The sequence below is a fragment of the Brevundimonas diminuta genome (assembly GCF_022654015.1).
Classification (GTDB): Bacteria; Pseudomonadota; Alphaproteobacteria; order Caulobacterales; family Caulobacteraceae; genus Brevundimonas; species Brevundimonas diminuta_C.
The window spans coordinates 319,228-343,116 of the sequence record NZ_CP073063.1; the positions used below are offsets into that span (position 1 = coordinate 319,228).

25 protein-coding genes are annotated in these 23,889 nt (G+C 66.1%); 10 read left to right on the top strand and 15 right to left on the bottom strand.

Translation table 11 applies throughout. From position 1 onward, the window contains the following. The first annotated feature begins 48 nt into the window (after window positions 1–48). The 4 genes from KAK88_RS01545 (at window position 49) to KAK88_RS01560 (ending at window position 3,715) form a co-directional block, all read left to right on the top strand. Complete coding sequence (locus tag KAK88_RS01545; protein ID WP_242077594.1) at window positions 49–1,212, top strand: DegT/DnrJ/EryC1/StrS family aminotransferase; 1,164 nt, start codon at window positions 49–51, stop codon at window positions 1,210–1,212. Between the two features lie 4 nt (window positions 1,213–1,216). After that, window positions 1,217–2,149 carry a Gfo/Idh/MocA family protein gene (locus KAK88_RS01550; protein ID WP_242077595.1) on the top strand — a complete coding sequence of 311 codons (933 nt, stop codon included), beginning with the start codon at window positions 1,217–1,219 and terminating at the stop codon, window positions 2,147–2,149. Window positions 2,150–2,196: 47 nt separating this feature from the next. Continuing rightward, a complete protein-coding gene (locus KAK88_RS01555; protein ID WP_242077596.1) occupies window positions 2,197–2,700 on the top strand; it encodes a hypothetical protein in 504 nt (167 codons plus the stop codon). A 217-nt stretch (window positions 2,701–2,917) separates the two neighbouring features. Then, the gene (locus KAK88_RS01560; RefSeq protein WP_242077597.1) at window positions 2,918–3,715 is read left to right on the top strand and encodes an exodeoxyribonuclease III; all 798 of its coding nucleotides are present in this window, start codon (window positions 2,918–2,920) and stop codon (window positions 3,713–3,715) included. Between the two features lie 4 nt (window positions 3,716–3,719). Here KAK88_RS01560 and KAK88_RS01565 read toward each other — a convergent pair whose 3' ends face one another. Next, window positions 3,720–5,168: a PLP-dependent aminotransferase family protein gene (locus KAK88_RS01565; protein ID WP_242077598.1), complete on the bottom strand. Its 1,449-nt coding sequence runs from the start codon at window positions 5,166–5,168 to the stop codon at window positions 3,720–3,722. Between the two features lie 62 nt (window positions 5,169–5,230). On the opposite strand from KAK88_RS01565, the gene KAK88_RS01570 reads away from it, so the two are divergent. Then, entirely contained in the window at window positions 5,231–5,830 is a 600-nt protein-coding gene (locus KAK88_RS01570; RefSeq protein ID WP_242077599.1) for a YczE/YyaS/YitT family protein, read from the top strand. Window positions 5,831–5,833: 3 nt separating this feature from the next. Here KAK88_RS01570 and KAK88_RS01575 read toward each other — a convergent pair whose 3' ends face one another. Beyond that, window positions 5,834–6,520, bottom strand: coding sequence for a response regulator transcription factor (locus KAK88_RS01575; RefSeq protein ID WP_087121533.1), 687 nt, complete (start codon window positions 6,518–6,520; stop codon window positions 5,834–5,836). A 65-nt stretch (window positions 6,521–6,585) separates the two neighbouring features. Continuing rightward, window positions 6,586–7,302 (bottom strand): YggS family pyridoxal phosphate-dependent enzyme, encoded by a 717-nt coding sequence (locus KAK88_RS01580; protein WP_242077600.1) that lies wholly within the window; start codon window positions 7,300–7,302, stop codon window positions 6,586–6,588. Here KAK88_RS01580 and KAK88_RS01585 point away from each other — a divergent pair. Beyond that, window positions 7,301–7,945, top strand: a complete 645-nt coding sequence (locus tag KAK88_RS01585; protein ID WP_242077601.1) for a thiamine phosphate synthase — start codon at window positions 7,301–7,303, stop codon at window positions 7,943–7,945. The two genes, KAK88_RS01580 and KAK88_RS01585, sit on opposite strands and share 2 nt — an antisense overlap. A 10-nt stretch (window positions 7,946–7,955) precedes the next feature. On the opposite strand, the gene KAK88_RS01590 is transcribed toward KAK88_RS01585, so the two are convergent. Then, window positions 7,956–8,360 (bottom strand): NtrZ family periplasmic regulatory protein, encoded by a 405-nt coding sequence (locus KAK88_RS01590; protein ID WP_242077602.1) that lies wholly within the window; start codon window positions 8,358–8,360, stop codon window positions 7,956–7,958. Window positions 8,361–8,699: 339 nt separating this feature from the next. Here KAK88_RS01590 and KAK88_RS01595 point away from each other — a divergent pair, with 339 nt between their 5' ends. The 4 genes from KAK88_RS01595 (at window position 8,700) to holA (ending at window position 13,429) form a co-directional block, all read left to right on the top strand. After that, window positions 8,700–9,164 (top strand): DUF3576 domain-containing protein, encoded by a 465-nt coding sequence (locus KAK88_RS01595; protein ID WP_017505409.1) that lies wholly within the window; start codon window positions 8,700–8,702, stop codon window positions 9,162–9,164. 157 nt (window positions 9,165–9,321) lie between these two features. Continuing rightward, window positions 9,322–11,901: a leucine--tRNA ligase gene (gene leuS, locus KAK88_RS01600; protein ID WP_242077603.1), complete on the top strand. Its 2,580-nt coding sequence runs from the start codon at window positions 9,322–9,324 to the stop codon at window positions 11,899–11,901. After that, entirely contained in the window at window positions 11,901–12,380 is a 480-nt protein-coding gene (gene lptE, locus KAK88_RS01605) for an LPS assembly lipoprotein LptE (RefSeq protein WP_039246643.1), read from the top strand. Before leuS ends, lptE begins: the two co-directional genes overlap by 1 nt. Continuing rightward, window positions 12,377–13,429, top strand: a complete 1,053-nt coding sequence (gene holA, locus KAK88_RS01610) for a DNA polymerase III subunit delta (RefSeq protein WP_242077604.1) — start codon at window positions 12,377–12,379, stop codon at window positions 13,427–13,429. The genes lptE and holA overlap by 4 nt, the downstream gene beginning before the upstream one ends. Before the next feature lie 2 nt (window positions 13,430–13,431). Here holA and KAK88_RS01615 read toward each other — a convergent pair whose 3' ends face one another. The 11 genes from KAK88_RS01615 to hemE form a co-directional block, all read right to left on the bottom strand. Further along, a complete protein-coding gene (locus KAK88_RS01615; protein ID WP_055755069.1) occupies window positions 13,432–13,614 on the bottom strand; it encodes a hypothetical protein in 183 nt (60 codons plus the stop codon). Between the two features lie 26 nt (window positions 13,615–13,640). Further along, window positions 13,641–14,531, bottom strand: coding sequence for a ParB/RepB/Spo0J family partition protein (locus KAK88_RS01620; protein WP_242077605.1), 891 nt, complete (start codon window positions 14,529–14,531; stop codon window positions 13,641–13,643). Window positions 14,532–14,555: 24 nt separating this feature from the next. After that, window positions 14,556–15,374 carry a ParA family protein gene (locus tag KAK88_RS01625; RefSeq protein WP_242077606.1) on the bottom strand — a complete coding sequence of 273 codons (819 nt, stop codon included), beginning with the start codon at window positions 15,372–15,374 and terminating at the stop codon, window positions 14,556–14,558. Continuing rightward, window positions 15,355–15,987: a 16S rRNA (guanine(527)-N(7))-methyltransferase RsmG gene (gene rsmG / locus KAK88_RS01630; protein WP_242077607.1), complete on the bottom strand. Its 633-nt coding sequence runs from the start codon at window positions 15,985–15,987 to the stop codon at window positions 15,355–15,357. The genes KAK88_RS01625 and rsmG overlap by 20 nt, the downstream gene beginning before the upstream one ends. Then, window positions 15,987–17,867, bottom strand: a complete 1,881-nt coding sequence (gene mnmG, locus KAK88_RS01635) for a tRNA uridine-5-carboxymethylaminomethyl(34) synthesis enzyme MnmG (RefSeq protein ID WP_242077608.1) — start codon at window positions 17,865–17,867, stop codon at window positions 15,987–15,989. Before mnmG ends, rsmG begins: the two co-directional genes overlap by 1 nt. Before the next feature lie 102 nt (window positions 17,868–17,969). Then, on the bottom strand, window positions 17,970–19,277 hold the full coding sequence (gene mnmE, locus KAK88_RS01640; protein ID WP_242077609.1) for a tRNA uridine-5-carboxymethylaminomethyl(34) synthesis GTPase MnmE: 1,308 nt from the start codon (window positions 19,275–19,277) through the stop codon (window positions 17,970–17,972). 36 nt (window positions 19,278–19,313) lie between these two features. Then, window positions 19,314–19,538: a DUF6489 family protein gene (locus KAK88_RS01645; RefSeq protein WP_137720449.1), complete on the bottom strand. Its 225-nt coding sequence runs from the start codon at window positions 19,536–19,538 to the stop codon at window positions 19,314–19,316. Window positions 19,539–19,620: 82 nt separating this feature from the next. Next, on the bottom strand, window positions 19,621–21,054 hold the full coding sequence (gene rho / locus KAK88_RS01650; RefSeq protein WP_242077610.1) for a transcription termination factor Rho: 1,434 nt from the start codon (window positions 21,052–21,054) through the stop codon (window positions 19,621–19,623). Window positions 21,055–21,261: 207 nt separating this feature from the next. Beyond that, window positions 21,262–21,729, bottom strand: a complete 468-nt coding sequence (locus KAK88_RS01655; RefSeq protein WP_242077611.1) for a CopD family protein — start codon at window positions 21,727–21,729, stop codon at window positions 21,262–21,264. After that, window positions 21,726–22,787, bottom strand: a complete 1,062-nt coding sequence (gene hemH / locus KAK88_RS01660; protein ID WP_242077612.1) for a ferrochelatase — start codon at window positions 22,785–22,787, stop codon at window positions 21,726–21,728. Before hemH ends, KAK88_RS01655 begins: the two co-directional genes overlap by 4 nt. Beyond that, window positions 22,784–23,842: a uroporphyrinogen decarboxylase gene (hemE, locus tag KAK88_RS01665; RefSeq protein ID WP_242077613.1), complete on the bottom strand. Its 1,059-nt coding sequence runs from the start codon at window positions 23,840–23,842 to the stop codon at window positions 22,784–22,786. Before hemE ends, hemH begins: the two co-directional genes overlap by 4 nt. Window positions 23,843–23,889: the final 47 nt, after the last annotated feature.

A 23,889-nucleotide genomic window follows, 5' to 3' on the forward strand; every position in this document is an offset into this window, starting at 1 on the left:
CCCGCCTGTCCGGCCGCCGCCCCCGATCCCCCGTGGAGAGCGTCCCCCATGATCCCCTTCATCGACCTTCAGGCCCAGCGCCAGCGCCTTGGCGGCAAGATCGAGGCCGCCGTTCAGGAGGCCGTCGTCGGCGGCGCCTGGGTCATGGGTCCGCAGGTCCGCCAGTTCGAGGCCGACCTCGCCGCCTTCGGTCAGGCCAAACACGCCTTGGGCTGCGGCAACGGCACCGACGCCCTGATCCTGCCGTTGATCGCCTGGGGCGTCCGCACCGGCGACGCCGTCTTCTGCCCCAGCTTCACCTTCACGGCCACGGCCGAGGTCGTGCCGTGGTTGGGCGCCTCGCCCGTGTTCGTGGACGTCGACGCCCACACCTACAATATGGACCCGGCCAAGCTTGAGGCGGCCATCGAAGCGGTCAAGGCCGAAGGGCGCCTGACGCCCAAGGTCGTCATCGCCGTCGACCTGTTCGGTCAGCCCGCCGACTATCCCGCCATCCGCGCCATCTGCGACCGCCATGGGCTGAAGCTGATCTCGGATTCGGCGCAAGGTTTCGGATGCACCCTGAACGGCGACCATCCCCTGAAGTGGGCCGATGTCACCACGACCAGCTTCTTCCCGGCCAAGCCCCTGGGCTGCTACGGCGACGGCGGTGCGGTGCTGACCAACGACGACGATCTGGCGCAGGAAATGGATTCCCTGCGCGTGCACGGCAAGGTCGTCGCCAAGGACCTGGAGGCCGGCGCCGCCGCCTTCGCCCACGACCCCAAATATCTGGCCATGCGCATCGGCATGAACAGCCGGCTGGATACCATCCAAGCCGCCATCCTGATCGAGAAGCTGAAGGTCTTCGGTCAGGAGATAGAATGGCGCAACCGGATCGCCGCCCGCTACAACGAGTTGCTCGCGCCCCATGTCTCGGCCGTGCCCCACGTCATCCACGGCGGCGTCTCCATCTGGGCGCAATACACGATCGAGCATGAGGATCGCGACGGTCTGGCCGCGCACCTTAAGGATCAGGGCGTGCCCACCGCCGTCTATTATCCGGTGCCCATGCACATGCAGCCGGCCTATCAGCGCTTCCCGCAGGGCGCGGGCGGCCTGCCCGTCACCGAACAGCTGAGGGACCGGGTCCTCAGCCTGCCGATGCACGCCGATCTGGACGAGGCGACCCAGGACAAGGTCGTCGCCGCCGTCGCCAGCTACAAGGGCTAAGCCGATGCCGAACACCCCCGCCCTCAAGATCGGCGTCGCCGGCGTCGGCGTCATGGGCCGCAACCATGCGCGCGTCGCCTCCGAGATGCGCGAGTTCGACCTGACCACCGTCTTCGATCCCGATGCGGTGACGGCCGAGGGCGTCGCCGCCGCCTATGGCGCATCGCCCGTCACGGCGGCTGAAGCCTTCGTCGATGCCGGTCTGGACGCCGCCATCGTCGCCACGCCCAACCGCTTCCATGCCGAAATCGGCGTCGCCCTGCTGGAAAAGGGCGTCCACGTCCTGGTCGAAAAGCCGATCGCCGCCAGCGTCGCCGACGCCCAGCGCATGATCGATGCGGCCAAGGCCAATGACCGGGTCCTGATGGTCGGTCAGGTCGAGCGCTTCAATCCGGCGGTCGAAACCGTCAAGCGCGCCGTCGCCGATGACGACATCATCTCGATCCAGATCACGCGGGTCGGTCCCTTCCCGCCGCGCATGGGCGAGGTCGGCGTGGTCATCGACCTGGCCGTCCATGATATCGACATCATCCGCCACCTGACGGGTTCCGAGATCGTCGAGGTCCAGCCGCAACTGGCCCGCACGCGCGCCGATCGCGAGGACACGGCCCTGCTCCAGTTCCGCCTGGACAGCGGGGTGATCGCCCACATCACCACCAACTGGGTCACCCCCTACAAGACCCGCACGCTGCAAGTCGCGACCAAGACGAAGTTCATCGTCGCCGATCTGATCACGCGCCAGGTCACCGAATACTTCGGCCAGCAGCCGGACGGCTCCTACTCGACCCGGATGCTCAACAGCTGGCCGGCCGAACCGCTGAAAAAGGAGCTGGAGGCCTTCGCCCGCGCCATTACGACCGGCGAAACGCCGGCCGTCACCGGCGAAGACGGCCTGCGCAATCTCGAGGTCGCGCTGCGCTGCCTCGGCGAGCACTGATCGGATCAGGCCCCGTTCTCGCCGCAAAACCTGAGGAAGAGAAACGTATGCGCCGTATCACCGCCACCGCTCTCGCCCTGATCGCCGTCGGTTCGGCGGCGGCGCCCGCGCAGGCGGACACCCGCTACCTGGCCTATAATGCGTCGGACCGGATCACCCAAGCGCTGACCAAGGGCGTCACCTTGCAGGTGCGGCGCGGCCTGTTCGGCGCGGTGCAGGTGGAGCGTCTGTTCTCCACCACCGCGCGCGGCACTGCGGGCTTCACGCGCGGCGGACCGGACGCCGCGCGACGCGTCTTGCCGCAAGGCGCCGAGGAAAACGACATCTACGCCATCGATCAGGACGGCGACGGCCGCGGCCTGTCGCGCGCCCTGTGTCCCGGCGCCGACGAGGTCTGGCTGATCATGGGCCGCGTCCGTGCGCCTCGACCCCTGACCATGCAGGCTGTGGGTCGGTGGTCGGACGGCGCCTATCGACACTGCGTGACGCTCAGTTACGACTGGCGCGGCGAATGGGCGACGGCGCCGCAGGCGCAAACGCAGCGAGACTGATCCGCGTCCTGACTGTTTCATAATCAGCACGCGCAAGCGGACAATTGTGACGATTTGACTTTTATGATCGTCAGTGACACTTTGAGCACACGAGCGGCGGCGGCCGTTCTACCGCCCTGGAATATCCCCCTCCCCGGCGGCGAGAGAGACGAACCTCCCAGAGCCCGGCCCGTCGCGGTCGGGCTTTTTTTACGCCGTGCGCCTGCTAGACGGGGGCATGACTCTTCGCCTCGCCACCTGGAACATCAACTCCGTCCGCCTGCGCATCGACCAGGTCGCCCGTTTCGTCGCCGAACGCGCGCCCGATGTCCTGATGCTGCAGGAGATCAAATGCACGACAGACCAGTTTCCGCGCGGCGCTTTCGAGGAGATGGGCATACCCCACCTTCGCGTGGCGGGCCAGAAAGGCTGGCACGGCGTCGCCATCGCCAGCCGTCTGCCGCTTGAGGACAGCGACACCTTCCAGGTCTGCAAACTGGGTCACGCGCGCTGCGTCTCGGCCCGCGTGTCCGGCATCGACGTGCAGAACTTCTACATCCCGGCCGGCGGCGACGTTCCCGACCGGACGCTGAACCCCAAGTTCGATCACAAGATGGACTTCTATGAACAGCTGACCGCCATCGTGGCCAAGCAGGACAAGTCTCGTCCCCTGGTCATGGCCGGCGATTTCAATATCGCCCCCGGCGAAGGCGATGTCTGGAACCACCGCTATATGTCCAAGATCGTCAGCCACACGCCGATCGAGGTCGAGACCCTGAACCGCCTTCAGGACACCGGCGGTTTCGCAGACGTGCTGCGCGACCGTTTCCCAGAGCCCCAGAAACTGGCCAGCTGGTGGAGCTACCGCGCCGCCGACTTCCGCAAATCGAATCGCGGCCTGCGCCTGGACCACATCTGGACGTCGCCCGGCCTGACTCCCGCCGTGGTCAAGAACACCGCACGCATCCATGACGACGTCCGCGAGTGGGATCGTCCCAGCGACCATGCGCCGGTGACGGTCGATCTGGACGTCTGAACCCTCAATAGACGGCGACGGGCTTGGGCGACGCCAGCGCTTTTCGACCGCGACCGACCCTCTTGGCGGCGCGCCCGAGCCGAATCACCACCTCATCCAACTGATCTTCCGGCAAGGTGTAGGGCAAGCGCAGCCGGCGTTCGAAGGCGCCGTCGACGCCGAATCGCGGACCGGCGGCGAGACGCAGGCCTTCGGCTTCGGCCGCGATCGTGAGTGCGGAACTGATCGGCGCCGGCAGCCGCGCCCACACGGACAATCCCCCAGCCGGGCGCGGACAGACCCAGTCAGGCAGTTTTTCAGCGAGCCGCGCCCGCAGATGATCCCGCCGGGCGCGCAAGAGGGGTCGGCGCGCCGCCAGGGCCTTGCCGCCGTCATTCAACAGTTCGACCGCCGCCAACTGCTCCAGAATCGGAACACCCAGATCGAATCTGGCGCGGCTTTGGGCAAGACGCTGGATCACCGCCCGGTCAGCGCGGATCCAGCCGATGCGCAAACCGCCCCAGACGCTTTTGGACATCGAACCCAGCCTGACGATCCGCGGCGCATCGACGGCGGAGGCGCTGAGCGCCGGCGGTCCGCTCAAGGTCAGTTCGACCAGGGTCTCATCCAGCACCAACAGGGTCTCGGCCCCCTTCAGCCCCGCCAGCAAGCGCGTCCGGTCCGCCCCTCGCATCATCCGCCCGGTCGGATTGTTGTGGTCCAGCACCAGATAGGCCATCGCCGCGTTGCTGCTTCGGCAGGCCGCAATCAGACCCTCGACATCCCAACCCTCCTCGCCCTCGCCGTCCAGCAAGGCGACGGGCACGGCGCGGCCGCCCGCCGCCAGGATGGCGTCGATCGCCTGCGGATAGGTGGGATGGTCGAACACCACCGGGGCGCCGGGACGCGTCGTCAGGCGCAGAAGATGCACCAGTCCGTTGTGCGCGCCGTGCGTGATCAGAATCTGCCCCGACGAGGTCGCCAGGCCGCGCCGCCGATAGCCGGCCGCCACCGCCTCACGCAGTTCCTCCAGCCCCGCCGTCTCATAACCATGTCCCGGCAGGTTCGCCGGCAACCGCTCCAGCGCCCGCACATAGGCCGCATGCACATTGGGATCGGCCGGCAGGACGGCGGCGGTCATGTCGATCAGGCCGGCCCTGTCCGTTGGCGTCGTCTCATGACGCGGCGCCGGTCCGGTCGGCAGGCTGGTGCGCGCGGCGGCGCCCTGCCCGCCGGTCAGGAACCCGTCGTCCCGCAAGCGTCCGTAGGCGGCCGAGACGGTCGTGCGGCTCAAGCCCAGCGCCTGAGCCAGTTCCCGTTCGCCGGGCAACCGCGCCGCCAAGGGTAGTCGGCCATCCAGAATCAGCAGTCGTACCGCCCCCGCCAGCTGCCGATAGGCTGCGCCAGCGCCCGGCGACCGCCAGGCGCCGAGATGGCGTGTCAGGGAAACAAGACCGATCGACCGCGACGACATGAGGCCAGAATGGCATAACTGGCTCTGTTTTCCACAGCCAGTTTGGCGCATCCGATCGGTTTATGACCCGTCGCCTGATCCAGCTGTTCATCGGCCTCGTCCTCTACGGCCTCTCCATCGCCTTAATCGTTCGCGCCGATCTCGGTCTGGATCCGTGGAACGTACTGAACCAAGGTGTGTTCGAACGGTTCGCCGGGCCAGCCGGAATCAGCTTCGGTCTGGTGGTCAATATAATCGGTATGGCCGTGCTGCTGTTGTGGATTCCCTTGCGCCAGAAGCCAGGGGTCGGGACCGTCGCCAATGTGCTGGTCATCGGCACGGTCGCCAACGTCGGCCTGGACTGGATCCCGTCCCACCTGGGCCTACCGCTTCGAGCCGGCGTGCTGATCGCAGGGATCGTTTTGAACGGCGTCGCCAGCGGGGCCTATATCGGCGCAGGCCTCGGTCCCGGCCCGCGCGACGGCCTGATGACCGGCATCGTCGCCCAAACCGGCTGGCCCGTGAAATGGGTTCGGACCAGTATCGAACTGACCGTCATCGCCGTCGGCTGGCTGCTCGGCGGATCGGTCGGCCTAGGGACGGTGCTTTACGCCGTGACCATCGGCCCGCTGGTCCACGTCTTCCTGCAGCTGTTCACGGTCCGCCCGAAGACGGCCGACTGAGCCTTACGGCTGGAGCCGGTATCCGCCCGCATCGGTCAGCAGCAAGCGCGCGTGACCGGGTTCCGGCTCGATCTTCTGGCGCAGACGATAGATGTGGGTTTCCAGCGTATGGGTCGTGACCCCGGCGTTGTAGCCCCAGACCTCGGTCAGCAACTCTTCGCGCGACACCGGTTTGGCCCCGGCGCGATAGAGGTATTTCAGGATGTTGGTTTCCTTCTCGGTCAACCGCACCTTCTTGCCCTTGGCGTCCATCAGCACCTTGGCGGCGGGCCGGAACTCGTAGGGGCCGATGGTGAAGACGGCGTCTTCCGACTGTTCATGGCTACGCAAATGCGCGCGAATGCGCGCCAGCAGCACGGCGAACCGGAAGGGCTTGGTGACATAGTCGTTGGCCCCGGCGTCCAGGCCCAGGATGGCGTCGGCGTCCGCCGACTGCGCCGTCAGCATGATGACCGGCGTCGAAACCCCGTCCTTGCGCAACAGGCGACAGGCCTCGCGGCCGTCCATGTCGGGCAGATCGACGTCCAGAAGGATCAGGTCGGCGCGAATCTCGCGCCCCATCCGCACCCCGTCCGTGGCGGTCGACGCCTGCTGGGTCCGAAACTCCTCATGCAGGTTCAGCTGCTCGGCCAAGGCCTCGCGCAGGTCGTCGTCGTCGTCGATGATCAGAATGGTCTTGGGCGTAGGCATGGGACAGACAATGGCGAGGCTTGGCCCCCGCGCCAAGGCTTGGGGGTGCGAATATTCACATCGGGTTACGAGCTAGAGGGCGTTTCGGGTCGATTTCGTTCCCCGAACAAGGCCGTTCCGACCCTGACGTGCGTCGCACCACACCGGATGGCGGCCTCATAATCGCCGCTCATGCCCATCGACAGGACCGACAAACCGTTGCGTTCGGCCATGTCCCGCAACATCTGAAAATGCGGCTCTGCGTCCTGATCCGCCGGGGGAATGCACATCAATCCCTCGACCGTCAGCCCATAGGTGTCGCGGGCCGCTGCGATCAGGGCGTCGGCGGCATCGGGCAGGACGCCGGCCTTCTGGGGCTCCGCGCCCGTGTTCACCTGGACCAGGACGCGCGGGGATCGGCCGCGCTTTTCACCCGCCTGCGCCAAGGCTCGTGCAAGCTTTTCGCGGTCCAGGGTTTCGATCACATCGAACAGGGCGACCGCATCCTCGGCCTTGTTGGTCTGCAAGGGGCCGATCAGCCGCAGCTCCAGGCCCGGCACGACCCCGCGACGGTCGGCCCACCGGCCCTCGGCCTCCTGCACCCGGTTTTCGCCGAAGATCCGCTGACCCGTCGTCAGGATAGCGTCGATAGCCTCTGGGGCTTGCGTCTTGGAAACGGCGGTCAGGGTCACGCCCGTTGGATCCCGACCGGCCGCATGGCAGGCGGCGTCGATGCGCGCCCGCACCTCGACGACCCTTTCGGCGATGGACGGGGCGGAAAAAGCGGAGGAAGAAGAGGTCATGATCCTGCCGGCCGGTTACAGCGACGATGCGCGCGCGCTCTGGAACGCCGCGACCGCTCTAAACCGCGCCGCCGCCGCTGTCAGCCCGGCCGCCGCAGCCTTGCCGGCGATGCTGTTCTTCACCGACCCGGATCGCACGCCCCGACCGTGGGAGACGGCGGCGCGCCTGCCTGCCGGCTCGGCCGTGGTCTATCGCGCCTTCGGCGCCTCCGATGCCATTGAGACGGGGCATCGGCTTCGGGAAGCGACGGCCGATCGGGACGTGAAACTGCTGGTCGGGCTGGCCCCCGATCTGGCCGAGGCGATCGACGCCGACGGGCTGCACCTTCCCGAACGTGCCGCGGACCAAGTAGCGCGCATCCGCTCGGACCGACCCGGCTGGATTCTGACGGCGGCCTGGCACGGCCTATCCCCGCCGCCTAAAAACCTGAACGCCCTGATCCTGTCGCCAGTGTTTGCGGCTGGCGGCGCGTCCGCCAGCAAAATCGCCTTGGGCGTCGCGGCATTCGAGCAGAACGTGAAAGCCGCCCGCCTGCCCGTCTATGCGCTGGGCGGCGTCACGCCAGAAAACGCCGAAACGCTCGCATACACTGGCGCCTGCGGCCTGGCGGCGGTTGATGCGATCCAGTCGGCGTTTCGCTGACTTGTCGAAATCAGAACTTGAAGATGGTTTCCAGACGGACGCGGGGCTGGGCCCGGCCGTTGGTTTCGGGCGCGCGCGCCGGATCGGCTTCCGGCGTGCTGACCGCGGCGGCGGCGCCCACACGCAGACGGTCGTTCAAGCGATAGTAGGCGCCGGCCTCGACATCACCCCAGTCGGTCTCGCGACCCACAGGCTGGTTCAGGTTGAAATCCAGGCCCCAGCGGCCACGATCGTTAAGGCGCAGGCCGCGACGCTGCGGCGCCGGCGCATTGCGCTGCGCCGCCTGGGCCTCCGAAAGGGAAACGGCGGATGTGCTTTGGGCGAGCGCCGACGTCGACGCGGCCATCGCCGTCGTCGCCATCATCACAGCCAGAAAACCGCCGAACCGCATACCAAATCCTTCGAACCCCGCCATGAGGCGGCGTTTCAACCCTGAACCGACCTTATATGGTCGTGAGCCCCGCGATTAGACACCGGGTGTCTGCGCGGTCAACGCAATGAGCCGGCGATAACAAGGTTCCCGCGCATTGTTGTCGGCGTATGTGTCTCAAGCGTCACGGGATTCCGGCGGATTCCGGCGAAATCTCGCATGCCCTTCACAAAACACCGCGACGCGCGATGCGACGGGAACCGACTTCGCCTTGTCATCGCCCCTTTTCGCCGTGTTATAGAGCCTGGCAGTCGGCATTCCCCATGCCGTGCGCGCGTGCGGGCGAGGGCTCTCACGTCCCTGAGTTTACGGAGACTTCTCTTGATGAGCCTCAACAAGGCCCTGGTTCGGAACGTCGCGGTCGTGCTGGTCTCGGGCGTGGCCCTGGGCGCGTCCCTGTCGGCCTGCTCGAGCATTCCCTTCGTCGGCGGCAAGAAGTCTGCGCCCAAGACGAACGTGCAACAGGGCATCGGCGTCAACGCCTTCCTGTGGCGCGCCTCGCTGGACACCCTCAGCTTCATGCCGCTGCTGACCGCCGATCCGTGGGGCGGCGTCATCAACTATGACTGGTACATCAACCCCCAGACGCCGAACGAGCGCTTCAAGGCGACCGTCTTCATCCTGGACACCCGTCTGCGCGCCGACGCGCTGAACGTCACGGTGACCAAGGAAGTGAAGGGCGCCGATGGTCAGTGGACCGCCGCCCCGGTCGCCGCCCAGACCGAAGCCGATCTGGAAAACGCCATCCTGACCAAAGCGCGCCAGCTGAACCTGTCCAACGCAGGCTAAGCCTGCGTTGGAGTGTTTGTAGGCGCTATCGCCCTTCGGGCTGCTTGAGCGCGACGCGTCCAAGACTTTTTAGGACGCATTACTTCTTGGGCGCTGTCGTCCTTCGGGCTAGTTGAGCCGGGAGGGCGTCAGCGCCCTTTCGACTTTCAGGACGACCGTGGCCCGTTACGAACCCAAGACCGCCGAACCCCGCCAACAGGCCCGATGGGCCGAGGCTTCCGCCTTCGTCACGAAGGATACCGGTCGGCCGAAATACTATGTGCTCGAGATGTTCCCCTATCCGTCGGGTAACATCCACATGGGTCACGCCCGCAACTATGTGATGGGCGACGTGGTGGCGCGGTCCAAGCGCGCGCAGGGGTACGACGTTCTGCATCCGATGGGCTGGGACGCCTTCGGCATGCCGGCCGAGAACGCGGCCATGGAGCGCGGCATCCACCCAAAAGGCTGGACCTATTCCAACATCGCCAATATGCGCGAGCAGCTGAAGCTGCTCGGCCTGTCGCTGGATTGGTCGCGTGAGTTCGCCACCTGCGACCCGGAATACTACGGAAAGCAGCAGGCCTGGTTCCTGGAGCTGTATCGGCGCGGTCTGGTCTATCGCAAGGATGCGGTGGTCAACTGGGATCCCGTCGACAACACGGTCCTGGCCAACGAACAGGTCATCGACGGACGCGGCTGGCGCTCGGGCGCCCTGGTCGAGAAGCGCAAGCTGAACCAGTGGTTCCTGCGCATCACCGACTATGCCGACGACCTGATCGACGGCCTGAAGACCCTTGACCGCTGGCCCGAAAAGGTCCGGCTGATGCAGGAGAACTGGATCGGCAAGTCCAAGGGCGCGACCCTGTGGTGGGACATCGCCGAGGCGCCGACCTTCCTGCCCGCCTCCCCCGAGGGCGAACCCAACCACGCCCGCGATCCGATCGAGGTCTACACCACCCGCCCCGACACCCTGTTCGGCGCCAGCTTCCTGGCTCTGGCGCCTGACCATCCCCTGACCAAGGCCATCGCCGAACATCGGCCGGACGTGGCGGACTTCATCAAGGCTTGTGCTCAGACCGGCACCAGCGAGGCCGAGATCGAAAAGGCCGAGAAGCTGGGCGTGGATCTGGGCGTTCGCGTCCGCCATCCCTTCGATCCGGACAAGACCCTGCCCGTCTGGGCCGCCAACTTTGTGCTGTCCACCTATGGCTCGGGCGCCATCTTCGGCTGCCCCGCTCACGACCAGCGCGACCTGGACTTTGCTCGCAAATATGATCTGCCGGTGACGCCGGTCGTTAAACCCGACGACTCCGACACCGTCGAGATCGGGACCGAGGCCTATGTCGGCCCCGGCCGCATCTTCAACTCCGACTTCTTGGACGGCATGGACGTCGAGGCCGCGAAGGCCGCCGCGATCGCCAAGGTCGAGGCCGCCGGCCAGGGCCGCGCCGAGACCATCTATCGCCTGCGCGACTGGGGCGTCTCCCGCCAGCGCTATTGGGGTTGCCCGATCCCGATCATCCACTGCCCGTCCTGCGGCGTGGTCGAGGTGCCCGCCGACCAGTTACCCGTCGTCCTGCCTGACGATGTGACCTTCGACGTGCCCGGCAACCCGTTGGCGCGTCACGCGACCTGGAAGCACGTCAAATGCCCGTCGTGTGGCGCGGATGCGACGCGCGAGACCGACACGCTCGACACCTTCGTCGATTCCAGCTGGTATTTCGCCCGCTTCACCGATCCGACGGCCGAGGCGCCGATCGACAAGGCCGCCGCCGACCGCTGGCTGGCTGTCGATCAATATATCGGCGGGGTCGAGCACGCGGTCCTGCACCTGCTGTACGCCCGCTTCATCACCCGCGCCCTGTCTGACGCCGGAATGCTGTCGGTGAAGGAGCCGTTCGCCGGCCTGTTCACCCAAGGCATGGTCGTTCACGAGACCTATCGCCGCGCCGACGGCGCCTGGGTCGAGCCGACCGATGTGGAGCTCAGGAACGACAACGGCGTCCGCTCGGCCCGCCAGCTTTCGACCGGCGAGACCCTGGTCATCGGCGACATCGAGAAGATGTCCAAGTCCAAGAAGAACGTCGTGGCCCCGGCCGAGATCCTGGAAAGCCACGGGGTGGACGCCGGTCGCCTGTTCGTCCTGTCCGACAGTCCGCCCGAGCGGGACGTGCAGTGGACCCCCGGCGGCGTCGAAGGCGCCAGCCGCTTCGTCCAGCGCGCCTGGTCCCTGTTCGACACCTATGACGCCGGTTTCGCGGGCGAGGACAAGGCCAACGCCGAGCTGCTGCGCGAGACGCACAAGGCCATCAAGGCCGTGTCCGAAGGGGTCGAAGGCTTCCGCTTCAACTCGGCCATCGCCAAGCTCTACGCCTTCGTCGCCACCATTCGCGACAATGCCCAGGCCGGCGGCGACGCCAAGCGTCAGGCCCTGTCGGCGCTGGCCCGCCTGATCGCCCCCTTCACCCCGCACCTGGCCGAAGAAGCCTGGACGCGGCTGGGTGAGGACGGGATGGTTCTGGACGCGCCGTGGCCCGTGTGGGACGCTGCGCTCGCGGCCGACGACGAGGTGGTCCTGCCCATCCAGATCAACGGCAAGCGTCGCGCGGAAATCCGCGTGCCGCGCGGCATGGAGCCGTCCGAGGTCGAAGCCCTGGTCCTGGCCGACGAAACGGTCAAGGCGCGGCTGGAGGGTCTGAGCGTGAAGAAGATCGTCGTGGTCAAGGACCGCATCGTCAATCTGGTGGCCGGCTGATGCGTATTGCGGCGGCTCTCGCGGTTCTCGCGTCTCTGGCGGTGTCCGCCTGCGGCTTCACGCCCATGTACGCCGAGCCGGCCGTGGGGTCATCCCTGCGCCGGATCGCCGTCACGACGCAGGACGACCGCCTGGGCTATCGCTTGCGCGAGCAGCTGGAAGACGTGCTCGCCTGGGATCGCGGCGCGACGCCGCTGTATCGCCTGACGACAGAGGTCCAGCAGAACCGCCGCTCGCTGGGTCGCCGTATCGACGACACCGCCACCCGCTATGAACTGACGGTCAAGGCCACCTGGACCCTGACTCCGGCCGCCGGCGGAACGCCCGTCAGCGGCACGGAAACGGTCACCACGACCTACGCTGCCGCCGACCAGCCCTATGCCGCCATCGCCGCCCAGCAGGATGGCGAGGAGCGCGCCGCCGCCGAACTGGCTCGCCTGATCCGACTGGATCTGATGCAGGCGCTGTCGAACCCGTGATCCTGGCCAAACGCCCCGAGATCGATCGCTTTCTGAAGGCGCCCGATCCGGCGATCCGGGCGGCGGTGATCCACGGCAAGGACCGATCGGGCGTCGCCGAGCGGGCCGAGGTGCTGTGCAAAACGGTCACGCCCGATCTGAACGACCCTTTCAACGTCACCGTCCTGACCGACAGCGACATCGATGGCGATGAAACGAAGCTGGAAGAGGCGCTGACGGCCATGTCCCTGATGGGCGGTCGCCGTCTGGTGCGCATCCGTCTGTCGGCGCTGAAACCCGGCGTGGACAAAGCTCTGGCAGCCGCGCTGAAAATCCACGCCGATGGCGGCTACAATCCCGACGCCATGATGGTGGTCGAGGCCGACCAGTTGGGCCGTGAATCCGCGCTCAGAAAGGCGGCCGAGAAGGAGAACGGCGCGGTCGGCATCGTCTGCTATGAGGACGAGACCGGCGATGTCGCCCGCATGGTTCGCGAGGCCCTGGCCGCCGACAAGGTGGGCCTGACCTCCGACGCGCTGGACCGCTTCGTCGCGCGCCTGCCGCGCGAGCGGGGTTTAATGCGGCAAGAGATCGAGCGTCTGGCCCTGTTCATTGGCCCCGGCTCCGGCAAGACGCTGGATATGGACGCGCTTGAGCATCATCTCGGCGTCGAGCCGGACGCCTCCCTGTCAGATGCGGCGCTTCAGGCTTTCGGCGCGCGACCCGGCCCGGCGCAAGCGGGGCTCAGGCGCGCCTTCGCCGAGGGCGAATCGTCGGTGCTCGCCGTTCGCTCCGCCGCGATTCACCTCGGAAAGCTTCGCCGGATCAATATCTTGCAGGTCAACGGCGCTAACGCCAAGGAGGCCGCCAAGGCGGCCGGCGTCTTCTGGAAACAGGAGGCGGAAATGCTGCGTCAGGCGCGGTCCTGGCGGCTGGAAGCCTTGGACGAAGTCTTGGACAGCATCAACACGGCCGATGTCGCGACCAAGACGACTGGAATGCCCGACCAACTGATCGCCGAACGCCTGCTGCTGGAAATCGCAGGTCGCGCCAGACGGCTGGGGCTTTAGCCCTAGCCGCGCTTGGACGCCTTGCGGAAGGCGGGCTGGGCCATGGCGACGTTGCGCGCCGACACAGCCTTCTCTTCCGCCTTCGCGCCCGGCTGGGCGTTGAATCCGTGTCCAGCCTTGGCCTTCTTGGCGGCGAGCGCCTGTTTCAGCTTGTCGGCGGCGGTGGGTGTCGTGTCTTCAGTCATATCGGCACCCTATCACAGTCCGCTGCTCAGCCGCGCATCAAACGGCGGCACAGGTCGTCGAGCTGCTCCAGCGAGCCGTAGCCGATCGTCAGCTCGCCCTTGCCCCCCTTGTCCGACAACTGGACCTTCAGGCCCAGCGCATCGGCCAGATCCTGCTGCAGGGCGGCGACATCGGCCGCGCCCTCGCCGCCTGCGGCCGCCGACGCCGACTTGGCCTTGGTCGGCTTCGGTCCCTCCACCGCTCGACGCGCCAGAGCCTCGGTCTCACGGACGCTGAGACCATCCACGAAGGCGATGTCCGCCAGCTGACCCGGATCGGGCGTATTGATCAGCGCCCGGGCATGACCCGCCGACAGCTTGCCTTCACGCACATAGAACAGCACCCGCTCAGGCAGTTGCAGCAGGCGCATGGTGTTGGCCACGTGGCTGCGGCTCTTGCCGATCACGCCCGCCACCGCATCCTGCGTTCGTCCAAAGCGCTCCATCAAAACGCGATAGGCCTCGGCCTCTTCCAGAGGATTCAGGTCCGCGCGCTGGACGTTCTCGACGATCGCGACTTCGAACACTTCGACGTCGTCCATCTCGTGGACCACGATCGGCACTTCGGTCAGGCGCGCCGCCTGCGACGCGCGCCAGCGGCGTTCGCCGGCGATGATCTGCCAAACGCCGTCCTCCCCCGGTTGGGTCCGCACCAGGATCGGCTGCAGCACGCCCTTGTCGCGGATCGAGGCGGTCAGTTCCTCCAGATCCTCCTGTCGGAAGGTCTTGCGGGGCTGGTCGGGATTGGGCTTCAGGCTTTCGATCGGCACGCGTTGCACACCGGCGGGCACGGGCGCGTCGGATGCGACCGGCGCTTCGGCGTCCTGTCCCAACAACGCCGACAGGCCGCGGCCCAGACCTCTTTGTCGTTCAGCCAAGATACTCTTCCGTTCTATTAAAACTCAGGCGGCCAGCTTCAGCCGCTGGCGTTCGCGCTTCACCACTTCTTTGGCCAGTCGCAAATAGGCCTGGCTGCCGGCGCACTTCAGATCATAGATCAGCGCGGGCTTGCCGAACGACGGCGCCTCGGCGACGCGGACGTTACGCGGGATCACGCTCTCATAGACCTTGTCGCCGAAGTGCGCGCGGACGTCGTTCGCCACCTGTCCCGACAGGGCGCTACGACGGTCGAACATGGTCAGGACCAAACCCTGAATTTCCAGCGATGGATTGAGGCTGTGCTTGACCATATCGATGGTGCGCATCAGCTGGCTCAGGCCTTCCAGGGCGAAGAACTCGCATTGCAACGGCACCAGCACCGCATCCGCCGCCGCCATCGCATTCAAAGTCAGCAAATTCAGCGAGGGGGGGCAGTCGATCAGCACATAGTCATACGCGGTAGGGCCATCGTCGTGGGCGCGCAGGGCGTCGCGCAGCCGATAGGACCGGCGATCCGCCTGGCTTAGTTCGATTTCGACGCCCGACATATCGGCGTCAGCCGGCACGATCCACAGACCCGGCACCGTAGTCTGTACCGACGCATCGGCGACGGAGCGCTGATCCACGACGACATCATAGATGGTGACTCGACGTGTTTCACGTGGAACACCCAGACCCGTCGAGGCATTGCCCTGCGGGTCCATATCCACGATCAGCACACGCTCTCCAATCGCGGCCAAGGCGGTTCCAAGGTTGATCGCCGTCGTCGTCTTGCCCACTCCACCCTTTTGGTTGGACACCGCGAGGACGCGGGCGGGCTTTCTAGCGCGTTGAGCGGGCACGGCGGAGGCTCCGGATTGTCACGATGCGGCCGCGCACGTCGCTTTGCGACGGGGCCAGTTCAGCCTCGAAATGCCAGGATTTGCGCGCTTCGATCAACTCGGATTCGGCACGCTCCCCCTTCAGGAACAGACCTTGTGCACCCCTTTGGAAGTAGGGCTGTGCATAACTCAGCAGTTTCTCCATCGGCGCAACGGCGCGGGCGGTGACAACGTCGCATGTCAAAGATTGCGCCTCAGCCCGACCAACGACGACCGTCGCCGGCAGGGACAATGCATCCACCATCTCCTGAAGAAATCGGCAGCGTTTGGCCAGGCTGTCGATCAGCCAGACATGCGCCCCTTCCCGTCCCTTCAACATGATGGAAAGCACCAGGCCTGGGAAGCCGGCCCCGGCGCCCAGATCGGCCCAAGTTCGGGCTTCTGGCGCCAGGTCGAGCAGCTGCGCGCTGTCCCAGACGTGGCGGTTCCAGAAGTCTGGCAGACTATCCGGCCCCACAAGATTCATCACCGCGTTGGCTTCGACTAACCGCAGTCGGAAGGCCTCAAGGTCGGCCATTTGCTCCGAAGACGCATTGGCGCGCGAACGAAAGGCTTGCTGTTCGATCTCCAACATCAAGCCGCGACCGACGCCTTGGGCGCGCGCTTCACATGGGCCAGCAGCGCCGTCAGCGCGCCCGGCGTCATTCCCTCGATCCGGCCGGCCTGGCCCAGGGTACGAGGTTGGACGCGAGCCAGCTTCTCCTTGACCTCGTTCGAAAGACCGCCGACGGCGCCGTAGTCGAGATCAGTCGGAAGCATCAGCCCCTCCTCAGCCTTCAGAGCGTCGGCATCCTGCGATTGGCGATCCAGGTAGTTGGCGTAAGCCGCGTCAATCTGGACCTGCTCCTGTACGTCAGGGCTCCACGTCGAGATGATGGGTACGGCTGGAACGAAGTGATCCAAAGTCACGTCGGGGAAGGCCAACAGTTCGCGCATCGACCTTCGCCGCCCGTCAGCATTGACCGAGATACCGAGCGCGCCAGCCTCGTTCGGCGTAAACAGTGTTTCACGTGAAACAGTGCTCGCTGCTGCAAGCGCCGCGGCCTTGCCTTCAAACCGAATGCGCCGCTTCTCGCCGACGATGCCCAGCTTGATCGCAAGGGGTGTCAGCCGAAGATCGGCGTTGTCCGCTCGCAGCGTCAGCCGATACTCCGCCCGGCTGGTGAACATCCTGTACGGTTCGGTCACACCGCGCGTCACCAAGTCGTCGATCATGACGCCGATATACGCCTGATCACGCCCCAGGATCACCGGCTCCTGCCGGGCTGCCGACCGCGCGGCGTTCAGCCCCGCCATCAGCCCCTGAGCCGCAGCCTCCTCATAACCCGTGGTGCCGTTGATCTGTCCGGCCAAATACAGCCCGGGGCGCTTCTTGACCTCCAGCGCCGCCGTCAGCTCGCGCGGATCGACGTAGTCGTATTCGATGGCGTAGCCGTATCGGAAAACCTCAACCGCTTCCAGGCCGGGAATGGTACGCAGGAAGGCGAGTTGCGTCGCCTCCGATACCGAGGTCGAAATCCCATTCGGATACACCGTTGGATCGTCCAGCCCTTCCGGCTCCAGGAAGATCTGATGGCTGGTCTTGTCGGCGAACCGAACGACCTTGTCTTCGATCGACGGACAATACCGCGGCCCCCGGCCCGACAGCTTGCCGCCATAGACGGCGCTCTCGCCAAGGTTCTCAGCGATGATCCGATGGGTTTCCTCGGTCGTGTGCGTCACGCCGCAGGCGATCTGGGGCACGTCGATCCGGTCGGTCAGGAAGGAAAAGGCTGACGGCGCATCGTCCGCCTCCTGCATTTCCAGACGGTCCCAGGCGATTGTTCGCCCGTCCAGGCGTGCCGGCGTGCCTGTTTTCAGACGCCCCATCATCAGGCCGGCCGCGTGAAGATCGGCGGCCAGACCGGTCGAGGGCTCCTCGCCATGCCGCCCCGCCGGTATGCGTTCGTCGCCGCGATGAATGACGCCGTTCAGGAAGGTGCCGGTCGTCAGCACGACCGCCCCGGCGCGAACCGTCTCTCCCGCGCCGGTGACGACCCCGACGACACGGCTGCCTTCGCGAATAAGCCGCTCGGCCGTCCCCGCCATCAGGGTCAGATTGGGCGTGCCCTTCAGTTCGGCCTGCATGGCCTCGCGATAGAGGCGGCGGTCGATCTGACTGCGCGGACCCCGAACGGCGGCGCCCTTGGATCGGTTCAGCAGGCGGAATTGGATGCCGGACACATCGGCCAACCGTCCAATGACGCCGTCCATGGCGTCGATCTCGCGAACCAGATGGCCCTTCCCCAGCCCTCCGATGGCCGGGTTGCACGACATCTCGCCAATCGTCTCCAGCTTCTGGGTCAACAGAACCGTGTTGGCGCCGGCGCGTGCTGAGGCCGCCGCCGCTTCGCAGCCGGCATGGCCGCCGCCGATGACGACGACGTCGAAGAGGAGATCAGGGGGAGAATTCATCGCCGCCACATAAGCCAAAACGCGTATGATCGCCAGAGGTGGGCCAATCGGATCGGCCCGCGACCCGCATCTGTTTCACGTGAAACGCTGGTATGGCTGGACCTACTTTCCGATACAGAAGGTTGAAAAGACTTCGCCCAGAATGTCCTCGACACCGATCGCGCCGGTGACGCGGGCCAGAGCATCGGCAGCCCGCCTCAAGTCATCGCCTGCCATTTCCGGCGCAACATCAAGCGCCTTGCGCGCCGCATCGACGCTTTCCAGCGCCTCAAGCAAACGCAGCCGATGCCGTTCCTGGGTCACAGCTGGGAAGTCAGCGCCTGAAAGATCTTGCGCAAGACGAGCAGCAATCCAGTCCCGAAGCTCGATCAGGCCGTCGCCAGTGGTGGTGCTGACCGCGAGAGTCTCATGGCCGCCGCGTGCTAAACTGACGCCAAGGTCGGACTTGGTCGCCACGATCAGATCGCCATCCTTGACGTAACCCGCCGCCACCCCGTCCATATCACCGGGCGCGCGAACCCAAAGACGCAGGTCGGCGAGTTCGGCGCGCATCCGGGCGCGGCGCACACCCTCAGCCTCGACCGGGTCATCGCTATCTCTCAAGCCAGCCGTATCCGACAAGGTCACGGCATAGCCGCCGATCACCAGATCGGCGTCCAGCACATCCCGCGTGGTGCCCGCGATCGGCGTCACGATGGCCGCTTCACGCGCACCCAGCGCATTGAACAGCGACGACTTGCCGGCGTTGGTCTCTCCGATCAGGACAATGCGATAGCCGTCTCTCACCCGTTCGCCACGCCGCCCCGTATCGGCCGCGTGTCGCAGGTCAGCGCCGAGTCGGTCCAGCACCGGCCCCGCCGTGCGGGCCAGATTGTCCGGCACCTCTTCATCGGGAAAATCGATCTCGGCCTCGACCAGGGCCAGGGCGTGGAGAAGGTCACGACGAAAACCAGCATAGGTCTCGCTGAGCTTGCCGTCCAACTGCCCCAACGCCTGCTTGGCCTGGGCGCTGGTTTCCGCGTCGATCAGATCGGCGACCGCCTCAGCTTGCGCCAAGTCCATGCGGCCGTTCTGAAACGCGCGGCGCGTGAACTCGCCGGGGTCCGCCGGTCGCAAGCCTAGCGCGATCAAGGCGCGGCTGGCGGCCTCGACGACGGCACGACCGCCGTGCAGATGCAGCTCGGCGGCGTCTTCACCGGTGTAACTGTTGGGCGCCACAAAACGCAGCACCAGCGCCTTATCGATGTGATCGCCGGCATGGCTGAGATCGCGCACCGACGCCATGCGCGGTTTCAGACGGGTTGCGCCCAGCGCCGTCAACGCGGCCTCGACGCTCGGGCCCGACAAACGAAGCACCGCGATGGCGCCTCGGCCGGGCGGTGTCGCCAAGGCGAAGATGGTGTCGATCATCGACTCAGACCGAGCGGCTCCGAAGCGAGCGCGTGCTCACTTCACCGCCGCTTCCATCAGACGACGGAACTGGTCCTGGGCCTGGAGGCCGAAGCTGGTCCAGGTCTTCATCAGTTCCTCGGGCTGCATGGCGGCGACATTGGCCTCCATCCGTTTCTGCATCTCCGCAACCATGGCGTCGTTCAGCGGCGTCACGTCCGGAAGACCAAGAAAGGCACGAGCCTCCGCCGGGGTGCACTCGACTTCCACATTGACCTTCATCGCGCGGTTTCCTGTTTCACGTGAAACGCTTTTTCCGTCCTGACGCCGCACGCGCGGCGCGCGGCTGTTTGAGGATGACGGATCAGGTGTTCATCGACTGGAAGAAGTCCGAGTTGTTCTTCGACTGACGCAGCTTGTCGAGTAGGAACTCGATCGCGTCCTGCGGACCCATCGGGTTAAGGATGCGGCGCAGGACATAGGTCTTGGCCAGCTGATCCTTCGGCGTGATCAGGTCTTCCTTGCGGGTGCCCGACTTCAGCACGTCGATGGCGGGGAAGATGCGCTTGTCGGCGACCTTACGGTCCAGCACGATTTCCGAGTTGCCGGTGCCCTTGAACTCTTCGAAGATCACCTCATCCATGCGGCTGCCCGTGTCGATCAGGGCCGTGGCGATGATGGTCAACGAACCGCCCTGCTCCACATTGCGCGCGGCGCCGAAGAAGCGCTTGGGCCGTTGCAGGGCGTTGGCGTCCACGCCGCCCGTCAGCACCTTGCCCGACGACGGGACGGTGGCGTTGTAGGCGCGGCCCAGACGCGTGATGGAGTCGAGCAGGATCACCACGTCCTTCTTGTGCTCGACCAGACGCTTGGCCTTTTCGATCACCATTTCCGCGACGGCGACGTGGCGGGTGGCTGGCTCGTCAAAGGTGGAGGCGACGACCTCGCCCTTCACCGTGCGCTGCATGTCCGTCACTTCTTCGGGACGTTCGTCGATCAGCAGGACGATCAGGAAGACTTCCGGGTGGTTGCGTTCGATCGACTTGGCGATGTTCTGCAACATCACCGTCTTACCCACGCGCGGCGGCGCCACGATCAGGCAGCGTTGGCCCTTGCCCAGCGGCGCGACGATATCGATGACCCGGCCCGAGCGATCCTTCAGCGTCGGATCCTGGATTTCCATGTGCAGCCGCTCTTCGGGATAGAGCGGCGTCAGGTTGTCGAACAGGACCTTGGTCTTGACCGCTTCGGGGTCTTCCAGATTGATCGTGTCGACCTTGAGCAAGGCGAAGTAGCGTTCGCCTTCGCGCGGGGCGCGCACGGCCCCGTGGACGGTGTCGCCCGAACGCAGGCCGAAGCGGCGGATTTGCGACGGCGAGACATAGACGTCGTCCGGCCCCGGCAGATAGTTGGCGTCCGAGCTGCGCAGGAAGCCGAAGCCGTCCGGCAGAATCTCCAGCACGCCGTCGGCGATGATCTCGACTTCCTCGTCGGCCAGGGCCTTCAGGATGGCGAACAGCAGATCCTGTTTGCGTAGGTTGGAGGCGTTCTCCACCTCCAGCTGTTCAGCGAAGGCGACCAGGTCAGCCGGGGTCTTCTCGTTCAGTTCGGCGAGCGTGATGCGGCCGTTGGCGACGACGGGCTCGCCGTCCTCTTCGTCGTCCGCTGTCGTATCCACGCCGGAGTCGGCGCCCGCCGCCTCGCCGGCTTCATGCGCAGCGCCGTGATGGGTGGGGGTTTCAACCTCCACGCCTTCGTTCTCGGGGGTGTCGGGATTGGTGTCGCGGACGTCGGTCATGATGCAGGCTCGCGGGCGCACGCAGCCAGACGGCTGCGGCGCGGGTCTCTGAAAATGTCTGGCCGGAAGGCCGAAGGGAGGTGCGACGGGCTCCGGCTGGCTCCAAGGCCTGCAGGCGTCACGAAAGAGAGGGACCGCCTGCGCAGGACGCCGAACGGTTCGTCGTCAGCGGAACCACAGGCGGCGGATCAGGTCAAGCGGAGCCGCTTATCGCAACGTCCACTCGGTCGTCACCGACAGCACCATGACGATGGCCAGAACGAAAGGCACTTCATTGGTCATGCGCCAGAACTTGCCCGAATATTTCGACGTGCCGGCCGCGATCTTCTTCCTTTGGGCCGCCAGGAAGCCATGCCAACCACTGAGCAGGAAGACACCCGCCAGCTTGGCGATCATCCAAGGCTCGCCCAGAAACGCCGCGCCGCGCGCCGAGACGTCGATGTGGATCAGCCACAGACCGAAGACCCAGGCCAGGATCATCGCCGGATTCAGGATGATGCGCAGTAGCCGCGTCTGCCACAGGCGCAACAAGGTCTGCATCTCGCTTTTCAGCGGTTCGGGCTTGGCGTTCTGTTCGGCGTCATAGGCGTACAGCCGAGGCAGGAACAGCAGACCCGCCATCCAGGCGATCACCGCCAGAATGTGTAGCCCGCGGGCGAGATCGTAGGTGTTCATGCCGCCTGCCTTGCCTTGCGATGCGGGCAGGCCTTCCAGTCCGCCTTGCAGCCCTGACCGAACGGCGCGACGCCTCTGTGGGACAGTGCGCCCACCGCCGCCTCGGCCAGAGCGTCGATGAACAGCGGCTCGATCCCGACCGCCGGCGCCCGCAAATAGGGACTGGCCCCTTTTTCGTGGGCCAGTTCGCCGTATTCAATATCCAGCTCGACCAGGGTCTCGATATGCTCCGAGACGAAGGCGATAGGCGTGACGACGACCCCGACGCCGTCTTTGGCCGCGGCTTGAATGGCTTCCGGCGTCGACGGGCCCAGCCATTTCATCGGCCCGACCCGGCTTTGGTAGCAGATGGCGTGGTCGATCGGCCCGCGTCGGGCCTCGATCGCGGCGACCACGGCAGCGACGGTCGTCTCAATCTGCTCCTGATAGGGATCGCCCTTGCCGGTCACCAGCTTCTCGGGGATCCCGTGGGCGGAGAACAGCACCCGGACCGGCTGACCCACCGCCTCGTCCAGCTTCTCGCCGATCGCCTGAGCCTGGGCCTCAACCCAACCTGTCGCGGCCGGATAGCAGCAGACGGCGCGACTGACGCCCGGGCCGGCATAGGCGGCGTTCCAGGCCTTCAACGAGGATTCCGTCGTCGTGGTCGAAAACTGTGGATAGAGCGGCAGCAGGACGACCTCGTCGGGTCCGAACGCGGCGACCTCGGCCGCCGTCTCTTCGGTCAACGGATGCCAGTAGCGCATGGCGATGAAGACCTTGACCTCATAGCCGCCCAGCCGCGCGCCAAGCACCGCCTGCAAAGCCTCGGCCTGGCGACGGGTTTCGGGCAGCAGCGGCGATCCCCCGCCCATCAGGGCGTAGTTGGCCTGGGCGCTGGTTTCGCGCCGGCTGGAGATCAGTTTGGCCAGAGGCGTGCGCAAGATCCCCGGAAGGCCGATGATGGCCGGATCGTTGAACAGGTTGAACAGAAACGGCTTGACCGACGCCTGATCGTCCGGCCCGCCCAGATTGAACAACACCACCGCAATGCGGCGGCCGGGGGTCGCATCGCTCATTGGGCGCCGATCCGTCTCAGAACCTGTTCGACATGGTCGATCGGCACGTCCGGCAGGATGCCGTGGCCGAGGTTGAACAGCCAGGGCCCCTGCCCCCAGGCCTCCATCAGCCGGTCGACACGTCGGTCCAGCAGATCGCCGCCGGCGCGCAGCAACAGCGGGTCGAGCGCGCCCTGGATCGGCTTGATCTGCTGCACGCGTTTACCGACCTCGAGCGGGCAGGCGGTGTCTAGGGCGACGGCGTCGACCTCGACCTCTTCAGCATACCGCTCTGCAAGCGCCGCAGAGCCCCGTGGGAAGCCGATGAGGGGTACGGTGACCCCCAGCTCCCGCGTGCGCTTCACAAGCGCTTGGTGGGGCTTCAAGACCAATCTTTCGAACAGGTCGTCCGGCAGCCCCTCGGCCCAACTCTCGAAGATCTTCAGAACTTGGGCGCCGGCGTCCGCCTGCATCTTCAGATATCGGGCGGTGGCCTCGACCAGAACCTCCAGCGTCTCGTCGACACGCTCGGGATCGGCATAGGCGTAGGAGCGGGCCTGGGCGCGTTCGCCCTTGCCGATGGTGCGCGCCTGGCCGTCCAGCATATAGGTCGCCACGGTCCAGGGGGCGCCGGCGAAGCCGATCAGGGCCCGTTCCGGCTCCAGGGCCGCGCGCACGATGGACAGGGTCTCGCCCACCGCCGACAGATGCTCGCCCGCCGCCGGGGCCAGTTCAGACATCCGACCCGGGATCGGCATTTCGCCCAGACGCGGCCCCTCCCCCGTCTCGAACCAAACGTCCTGGCCCAGGGCGCGGGGGATCAGCAGGATATCGGCGAAGACGATGGCCGCATCGAACCCGAACCGCCGCATCGGCTGGAGCGTCGCCTCGGCCGCCATCTCGGGGTTCAGGCAGAAGGCGATAAAGTCGGGCGCCTCGGCCCTTAGCTTGCGATATTCCGGCAGATACCGACCGGCCTGGCGCATGAACCACACCGGCGGACGCTCCAGCGTCTCTCCACGGAGAGCCCGGAGCACCAAGGGTGTCGGATCGGCAGTCTGGGTCTGATCGGTCATGCCGGAGGATTAAGGTCACAGCCCCCCGCTCTCAATCCCTAATCAGA